Genomic DNA, 8,271 nt, shown 5'->3' with positions numbered 1-8,271 from the left:
GGTGGGGGCCGGGGCGGGGGGGGGGGGGGGCGGCGGCGGCGGGGCCCGGCGGCCCCCGCGCGGGGGCGTGGCGGCCGGCCCCGCCCGCGGCCGGGTGGAGATCCGGATCTCGGACCGGGGCGCCCACGAGCTCCCCGAAGCGCGCGAGTGGCTGCTCGCGGGCGTGCGGCCCGGCGGCCCGGTGGGGCCGGCCCTGCACAGCCTGGTGCTGGCGGCGGGCGGCCGGCTCGCGGTCGAGTCCACGCCGGGCGGCGGGCTGACCGTGGTCCTGCTGCTGACCGTCGCCCACGACTGACCGCGCGCCCCGGAGCGCCGGAACCGGGACCGCACCCCGCCTCCGCAGCACGGCCCCGCCACCGTCGCAGCCCGCCGTCGCAACCCGCCCCCACGGCGGCCCCGGAGCGGACGCCGCACACCCGGCGGGCCCGCCCCGCCGAACCTAGACTTGCCCCATGCCCCGGCTCAACGACCAGGTCAGGGAGCTGCTCCAGGAGTACGCCGACCTGATCAACATCACCGGCGGGGACGCCTTCCGGGCCCGCGCCTACGAGAAGGCCGCCCGCGCGGTCGGCGGCCACCCCGAGGACCTCGCGGGACTGGACGTCAAGGGTCTGCAGCGGATCCCCGGCGTCGGCAGGTCCACCGCCGAGAAGATCGCCGAGTACCTCTCCGCCGGACGGATCGCCGCCCTGGAGTCCCTGCGCGCCGAGATCCCGGCCGGCGTGCGGGAGATGACGGCCGTCCCCGGCGTCGGCCCCAAACGCGCCCTGGCCCTCCACCGCGAGCTCGGCATCGCCTCGGTGGACGAACTCGCCGAAGCGGTCCGCGCCGACAAGCTGTCCGGGCTGGCCGGCTTCGGCGAGCGCAGCGGCGAGAAGATCCTGCACGGCATCGAGCTGATCCGGCGGTCCGGCGGCCGGACCCTGCTGGACACGGCCACCGAGCTGGCCGAGCAGCTGGTCGCCGCGCTCTCCGCCGTCCCCGGCTGCACCCGCTGCGCGTACGCGGGCTCGCTGCGCCGGATGCGCGAGACGGTGGGCGACATCGACGTGCTCGCGACCGCCGAGGACTCCGCCCCGCTGATGGCCGCGCTCACCGGACTCCCGTACGTGGCCGAGGTGATCGGGAGCGGGACGACCAAGACCTCGGTGCGCACGACGCGGGGCGTCCAGGTGGACCTGCGGGTCGTCCCGGAGGAGGACTGGGGGGCGGCGCTGGTCTACTTCACCGGCTCGAAGGCGCACAACATCAAGCTGCGCACGATGGCCGTGCGGGCCGGGCTGAAGCTCTCCGAGTACGGACTGTTCGAGGTCGACGGCGGCGCCAAGGTGGTCTCGCGGACCGAGGGCGAGGTCTACGCGGCGCTCGGCCTGCCGTGGATCGCGCCGCCGCTGCGCGAGGACCGGGGCGAGATCGAGGCCGCCCTGGACGGCGGACTCCCGGACCTGGTGCAGGAGTCCGACCTGCGCGGCGACCTGCACACGCACACCGACCTCACCGACGGGCTGGCCACCCTGGAGGAGATGGTCGACACCGCCGCCGCCCGCGGCTACTCCTACTTCGCCGTCACCGACCACGCGCCGAACCTGGTGATGCAGCGGATGACGGACGAGAAGATCCTCGCCCAGCGCGACCGGCTCCGCGAACTCGCGGGCCGGCACCGGAAGTTGCGGCTGCTCCACGGCACCGAACTGAACATCGACCCGGAGGGCGGGGTGGACTGGCCGCCCGGGTTCCTGGCGGGCTTCGACGTCTGCGTGGCCTCCGTGCACTCGCACTTCGCCCTCGACCGCGCCGCCCAGACCCGCCGGCTGATCCGCGCCTGCGAGAACCCGTACGTGCACGTCATCGGGCACCTCACCACCCGACGGATCGGCAGCCGCGGCCCGATCGACGTCGACCTGGACGCGGTGTTCGAGGCCGCCGCGCGCACCGGCACCGCGATCGAGATCAACAGCTCCCCGCAGCGGCTCGACCTGCGCGACGAGGACGTCCTGCGGGCCAGGCGCCACGGCGTCCGGTTCAGCGTCGACAGCGACGCCCACGCCACCCCTCAGCTCGCCTACCCGCGCTTCGGCATCGGCACGGCGCAGCGCGGCTGGCTCACCGCCGAGGACGTGATCAACACCTGGACGTGGCAGAAGCTGAAGCACTTCCTGCGCAAGGACGCCGTGCGCTAGCCGTACTGCCCCGCAGGGACGCCCCGCGCCGAGCCTGCGGGGCGTCCCGCGTCCCTGCCCGCCGGCGGTCCGCTACCCCTCGCCGCAGGAGGCCCCCGGCGACGCCAGCACCCGGGCCGCGCTGCGGTGCCCGAGCCCGGCCGCCAGCCGCAGGTCCCCGGTCTCCAGGAACCCGGCCAGGAACCCCGCCGCGAAGGCGTCCCCGGCCCCGGTGAGGTCGCGCACCTGTGCCACCGGCGGCACCGGCACCGTGAACGGCCCCTCGCCGGGCACGTCCACGGTGGTCGCCGCGGCGCCCGCCTTGGTGACCACGGTGGTGGTGGCCAGCCGGTCGCGCTCCGGTCCGGGCAGGCCGTCGACCAGCAGGCCGAGGTAGGCGGACTCGGAGCGGTTGGCGAACACGAGGGTGGGCGCCAGCCCGGTCAGCAGGGCGAGGAAGCGCTCCCGTCCGTACTGCTCCAGCATGCCGGTCGAGGAGGCGTCCACCGAGGTGGTGCCGCCCGCCGACCGGACCCGGGCGAGCGCGTCCACGGCCGTGCTGCCGACCGGCTCGCCGTCGAAGGAGTAGGCGGGCACGTGCAGGTGGGTCAGGCCGGCCAGCCACTCGTCGGGGACGCGCTCCAGCAGCGTGGCGGCGCCCCGGTCGGGCAGCATGGTCCGCTCGCCGTCCCGGTCGATCAGCACCACGACGCTGCCGGTCCGGCCGCGCCGCGAGACCCGCACGTCGACGCCGTGGCCGGCGAGTTCGGCCACCACGCCGTCCCCGACCGCGTCCTCGCCGACGCAGCCGAGGAAGCGCGCCGGGTACTGCCCGGCCGCGAAGCGGGCGACGTTGGCGGCGCTGCCGCCGCGCCGCCGGAAGACCCGGGCAGCGGAGTCGGTGCCGTGCCGCAGCGGGCCGTCGACCCAGACCACGACGTCCTCGACGAGGTCGCCGAGCACCCCCAGCACGGCTCAGGCCCCGCTCTGGGCCGCGTCCGCGTCCACGGCAGCGGCAGCGGCAGCGGCAGCAGTCGGAGCGTCGACTGCGGCAGCGGCCAGAGCGGTGGCGATCTCGCCGCCGAGGCGCACGTTGCCCCGGTAGACCTCGACGTTGACCTCCAGGCTGCGGCCCCCGGTGTCGCGCTGGATGTGGTCGAGCAGGAAGGGGGTGGAGGCGTTGCCGGTGATGCCGCGGCGCTCGGCCTCGGCCCGGGCGCGGGCCAGGATGCCGTCCAGTTCCTCCGGCGGCAGCTGCTTGGCGGGGTCGACCGGGTTGGCGATCAGGACGGCCTGCGGGAGGCCGAGCCGGTCGCGGGCGTCGATGACCCGGGCGGCCTCCTCGGGCGACTCCACACTGAAGTTGATCTCGTGGCCGGAGTCGGTGACGTAGAACCCGGGGTACTTGCGGCTGCGGTAGCCGATGACCGGGATGTTGAGGGTCTCGAAGCGCTCCAGGGTGGCCCGGATGTCGAGGATCGACTTCACGCCGGCGCTGACCACGGTGACCGGGGTGGCGGCCAGGGTGGTCATGTCGGCGGACTCGTCGAAGCTCTCCGAGGCGCCGAAGTGGACGCCGCCGAGGCCTCCGGTGGAGAACACCCGGATGCCCGCGCGGTGGGCCAGGAAGGCCGTGGCGGCGACGGTGGTGCCGCCGTGCCGGCCGAACGCGGCGACCACCGGGAGGTCCCGCAGGCTGACCTTGTCCAGGCCGTCGGTGGCGGAGAGTTCGGTGATCTGCCCGGTGCTCAGACCGACCGTGGGCACCCCGGCGTGCACGCCGATGGTCGCCGGGACCACGCCCGCGGCCCGCAGCCGCTCCTCCGCCTCCAGCGCGACGGCCAGGTTGCGGGGGCGCGGCAGGCCGTGGGTGAAGATGGTCGATTCCAGGGCGACCACGGGCCGGCCGTCGGCGAGGGCCCGGACGACCTCCTCGGCGACGTGGACGGCGGGGGACGCGGGAGCGGCGGGGGTGCTGGGCGGAAGTCCGGTCATGATGCGAACTCTCTGTGAGATGCCACTGCGGTGGGGCAACGTGGTGCTCAGCGTATGGACGGTCCGCATCGGGAACCAGCATGAGTCCTGGGGCTTCCGATAGGCCCGCGCCTATTGGTTCGTCCACCCTTCGCCTACCCTGACGGGCATGGGTCTCACCTTGCGTCAGCTGGAGGTCTTCCTGACCGTCGCCGGGACACTGCACTTCGGGCGGGCCGCCGAACGGCTGCACATCTCGCAGCCGACGGTCAGCCAGGAGGTCGCCCGGCTGGAGCGGACCGTCGGCGTCGAGCTGTTCGACCGCAGCCGCCGTTCCGTCGCGCTCACCGAAGCGGGCGAGGTGATGGCCGCCGAGAGCGCGCGCCTGCTCGGCCAGGCCGAGGCGCTGCTGACCCGGGTCCGGCTGCACGAGGAGTCCCGGCTGCGCACGGCCCGGATCGTCGCTTCGCCGAGCGTGGCGAACCGGCTGCTGCCCGCCGTGGTCAGCCGGGCCGAGCAGGAGCTGCCCGCGCTCGACACCGCCGAACTCGCCGTGGACACCGGCCAGGTGTCCGCGACCCTGGCCGCCGAACTGGCCGACGTCGGGCTCGGCCGCTTCCTGGACGAGACCGACGGCTACCGGCTGGAGCGGATCGCCGACGAGCCGGTGCTGGTGGCGCTCGGCCGGGACCACCCGCTGGCCGGCCGGACCGGCCTGCGCCTGGCCGAACTGCGCGACCTGCCGCTGCTGTTGTGGCCGCGCGAGCAGCACCCCCGCTACTACGACCACGTGCTCGGCCTGTGCGGGGACCACGGCGTGGACCCGCCGGTGCTGGTCAGCCCGCCGCGGATCGTCGGCTCCCGGCTGTACCTGCTGGCCCGCAACCGCGCCTTCTCACTGGTGCCCGGCTCGATGAGCGGCCACCTCACCGAGGACGTGGCGACCGTACGGCTGGAGGGACGGGCCACCCTGCCGCTGGAGATGCAGTGGCGGCTGGACGACCACCGGCCCCGGCTGGCCGCCCTGCGCGACCTCATCCGGCAGGAGGCGGCGGCGCTGGAGGAGCGGTAGCCGCGGCCCGGCCACCGCGGTCCCGGCTGCCCGACCATCGCGGTGGCGGTTGCCCGACCACCCACCCTTGACGCTGGCATGCCACCGCCGGGAGGATGCCGGATCATCCCTCCGGCCCGCGGCAGTGCCCCGGGCCGCCCGACCCCGGGGATCCGCCTTGGCCCTGCGCCCGCTGCTCCGCCGCGCTGCCGGTCTACTCGGTGCCGCCGCCCTCGCCCTCACCGGCACCCTCACCGCCGCCGGCCCCGCCCGCGCCGACTTCGGCACCGACTACCACGACCCGGTCACCGCCACCAAGCCCCTGACCCGGCCCGACACCCGTTCCTGCACCGTCGAGGCGATGCACGCGCGCGAGTTCCGCAACGGGTACGGCAACCCGCCCGACACCCCGTACACCGCCACCCTCACCCCACCTGCCGCCTGCGCCGGGCCGTGGTCCGCAGTGGTGCTGGACCTCCATGGGCAGGTCGCCGGGCGGCAGTTCGACCGGATCTTCAGCGTCCGCGTCGGCGGCGTCCAGGTACTCCTCTCCTCCACCCCGGAGCCCTCCAAGGACGGCATCGAGTGGAACGTCGAGCACGACGTCACCCGCTACGCCCCGCTGTTCGCGTCCGGCCCGCAGGACTTCTCCTTCGACCTCGCCAACGTCACCGACGACACCTACACCGGCGTCTTCACGATCAGCGCGAACCTGACCTTCTACACCGCGGACGCCCGCCGGCCCGCCGCCCGCGGCGCCGACCGGGTGCTCACCACCGGGCCGTTCGCGCTCACCCGGACCGCCCCCACCGCCGACCGCGGACTCACCTTCCCGCAGAACCTCGAACGCCTCACCGCCGAGGTCTACACCCGGGGCGGCGGCGCCTGCGAGGAGTTCGCGTACGCCTCCGCGCCGGACGCCTTCGTCGCCGCCAACCCGGGCCTCGGCCTCTGCGGCAACGGCCCGTTCCGCGAGCTACGGCTCACCGTCGACGGCCGGGTGGCCGGCGCGGTGTGGCCGTACCCGGTGATCTACACCGGCGGCTGGGACCCGCTGCTGTGGCGGCCCGTCCCCGGCGTCTTCGCCTTCGACCTGCCCGCCTACCGGCTCGACCTCACCCCGTACGTCGGCCTGCTGCTCGACGGCCGCCCGCACACCGTCGGCGTCACGGTGAACGCGGCCGAGGCGCAGAGCAACGACGTGTGGACCGGCCAGATCAACCTGTTCGCCGAGGTCGACCACGGCAGCACCCGCACCACCGGACAGCTCACCGACCAGCGGGTCGCCCCCGAGGCCGCCGTGAGCACCGCGCTCGCCGACCACGGCGGCGGCAGCGGCGACTGGACCGTCACCGCCGCCCGGCACGACCTCGCCCGGGGCTGGGTGCAGACCTCGCACGGCCGGATCACCACCGAGGTCCGCGACGACCTCTCCTTCCGATCCGGCCAGCAACTGCGCGACAGCGGCAACGACGTGACGCTGCACAACACCACCGACCTCACCCGCACCACGTCCACCTGGGGCGGCGGACCGCACCGCACCACCACCGTCCACGAGGGCGAACCGCTGGACGTCAGCTACAAGGTGAGCCACGACGCGGCCGGCAACACCGACCAGACCACCGCCATGGACCTCGGCTACCACCGCGAGGCCACCACGGCGACCGGCGGCCACGTCACCGAGCGCTCCACCGTCGACCACACCCTCCGCCCCACCGCCCGGCGCCACGACGGGGACCGCAGCGTCCGCACCGGCAGCAGCACGGAGGACTACCGCAGCACCGGACCGGAGGGGCCCTACCACCGGACGCTGAGCTTCGTGGACGGCTGGCCGCAGCCCTGAGCCGCGGCGCGACGCGACCCGACATGATCGATTTGCGAAAATTGCCCGAATTCATGCCGTACACCCCTGGTGCACGCGGCGTGGGAGGCGCATGATGGGAACTGGACCTGCGAGGTAGCTGAAGGAAGTTCGACCGCAGGAGGCAGTGGCGACAGGTCGAGACGGATCAGGGTCTGCCGCTGGTTTTCTACCTCGGTCGACGATCGAACTACCGGCCGGAGGACGACGAGTCCGGAGGCCGCCCCCACCTCGTAGGTTCCGCGCGTCCACGGAGCATCCCCTCGACTCCGTGGACGCGCTGTCCGTGTCCGCGGGCCGGCACCGACCGGGCGGGCCGCCACTCCGGCACCGGCCGTTCCCGAGAAGCCGGTCCGCTCCCGCGACACCGGGCACCACCCCCGGCACCGTCCGTCACTCCGGCACGCCCCGCTACCCGGGTACGGCGTAGCCCATCTCCCAGGCGTGCACGGCGATCCCGACCCGGTTCGCCACCCCGAGCTTGCGCTGGATGCTGGCCACGTGGGTCTTCACCGTGCCGGGCGAGATGAACAACTCCGCGGCGATGTCCGCATTGGTGCGGCCCGCCGCGACCTGCCCGGCGATCTCCACCTCCCGCTCGGTCAACGGCACCGCCGCCGCGGGCCCCCGGCGCCCGGGCCGACGCGGCGCCGTCACGTGCCGCAGTAGCCGGACCGTGACCGACGGGCTGATCAGGCTCTCCCCGTCCGCCGCCGCCCGCACCGCCTCCGCCAGCAGGGACGGACCGGAACGCTTCAGCAGGAAGCCCGAAGCCCCGTGCTGCAGAGCCGGATAGACGTACTCGTCCAGGTCGAAGGTGGTCAGCACCACCACCCGCACCGGGTCCGCCACCCCGGGACCGGCCAGCCGCCGGGTCACCTCCAGGCCGTCCATCCGCGGCATCCGGATGTCCACCAGCGCGACGTCCGGGCGCAGTTCGGCCGCCAGCTGCAGCGCGGCCAGGCCGTCCGCGGCCTCCCCCACCACCTCGATGTCCGGCTGGGCCGCCAGGATCCGCCGCACACCGCGCCGCACGGCCTCCTGGTCGTCCGCGATCAGGGTGCGGATCACCCGCGGGCACTCGCCGTTCGCGCTCGTCACGCCCAGCAGTCTGCCACGCGGCCGGGGGGGGGGGCGGGGCGCCCCCCCCCCCCCCGGGGGGCCGGGGGGGCCGGGGGGGGGCGCGGGGGCCCCCGGGGGGGCGCGCGCAGCCGCCGGGGCCGGCA

At 75.0% G+C, this 8,271-nt stretch carries 7 protein-coding genes; 4 read left to right on the top strand and 3 right to left on the bottom strand.

Annotation, left to right across the window (positions count from 1 at the left end):
* Together ACFV0O_RS33680 and polX are read left to right on the top strand one after the other, a co-directional pair.
* Window positions 1-295, top strand: a 295-nt coding sequence (locus tag ACFV0O_RS33680) for a hypothetical protein (RefSeq protein WP_380347547.1), incomplete at its 5' end; no start/stop codon positions are given.
* A gap of 157 nt (window positions 296-452) precedes the next feature.
* Window positions 453-2,180, top strand: coding sequence for a DNA polymerase/3'-5' exonuclease PolX (polX, locus tag ACFV0O_RS33675; RefSeq protein ID WP_380347546.1), 1,728 nt, complete (start codon window positions 453-455; stop codon window positions 2,178-2,180).
* Window positions 2,181-2,252: 72 nt separating this feature from the next.
* Here the strand turns inward: polX and ACFV0O_RS33670 are convergent, their stop codons facing one another.
* Together ACFV0O_RS33670 and ACFV0O_RS33665 are read right to left on the bottom strand one after the other, a co-directional pair.
* Window positions 2,253-3,131, bottom strand: coding sequence for a carbohydrate kinase family protein (locus ACFV0O_RS33670; protein ID WP_380347545.1), 879 nt, complete (start codon window positions 3,129-3,131; stop codon window positions 2,253-2,255).
* Between the two features lie 3 nt (window positions 3,132-3,134).
* Window positions 3,135-4,154, bottom strand: coding sequence for a pseudouridine-5'-phosphate glycosidase (locus tag ACFV0O_RS33665; RefSeq protein ID WP_380347544.1), 1,020 nt, complete (start codon window positions 4,152-4,154; stop codon window positions 3,135-3,137).
* Window positions 4,155-4,302: 148 nt separating this feature from the next.
* On the opposite strand from ACFV0O_RS33665, the gene ACFV0O_RS33660 reads away from it, so the two are divergent.
* Together ACFV0O_RS33660 and ACFV0O_RS33655 are read left to right on the top strand one after the other, a co-directional pair.
* Window positions 4,303-5,205 (top strand): LysR family transcriptional regulator, encoded by a 903-nt coding sequence (locus ACFV0O_RS33660; protein WP_380347543.1) that lies wholly within the window; start codon window positions 4,303-4,305, stop codon window positions 5,203-5,205.
* A 157-nt stretch (window positions 5,206-5,362) separates the two neighbouring features.
* Window positions 5,363-7,027, top strand: a complete 1,665-nt coding sequence (locus ACFV0O_RS33655; RefSeq protein WP_380347542.1) for a peptide-N4-asparagine amidase — start codon at window positions 5,363-5,365, stop codon at window positions 7,025-7,027.
* 429 nt (window positions 7,028-7,456) lie between these two features.
* Here ACFV0O_RS33655 and ACFV0O_RS33650 read toward each other — a convergent pair whose 3' ends face one another.
* Window positions 7,457-8,146, bottom strand: a complete 690-nt coding sequence (locus tag ACFV0O_RS33650) for a response regulator transcription factor (protein ID WP_360258073.1) — start codon at window positions 8,144-8,146, stop codon at window positions 7,457-7,459.
* Between the last annotated feature and the right edge of the window lie 125 nt (window positions 8,147-8,271).

Source organism: Kitasatospora sp. NPDC059577, assembly GCF_042735475.1.
In the GTDB taxonomy this organism is placed as follows: Bacteria; Actinomycetota; Actinomycetes; order Streptomycetales; family Streptomycetaceae; genus Kitasatospora.
The sequence above is the reverse complement of the archived record's forward strand: the minus strand, read 5'-3'. Positions and strand labels throughout refer to the sequence as shown.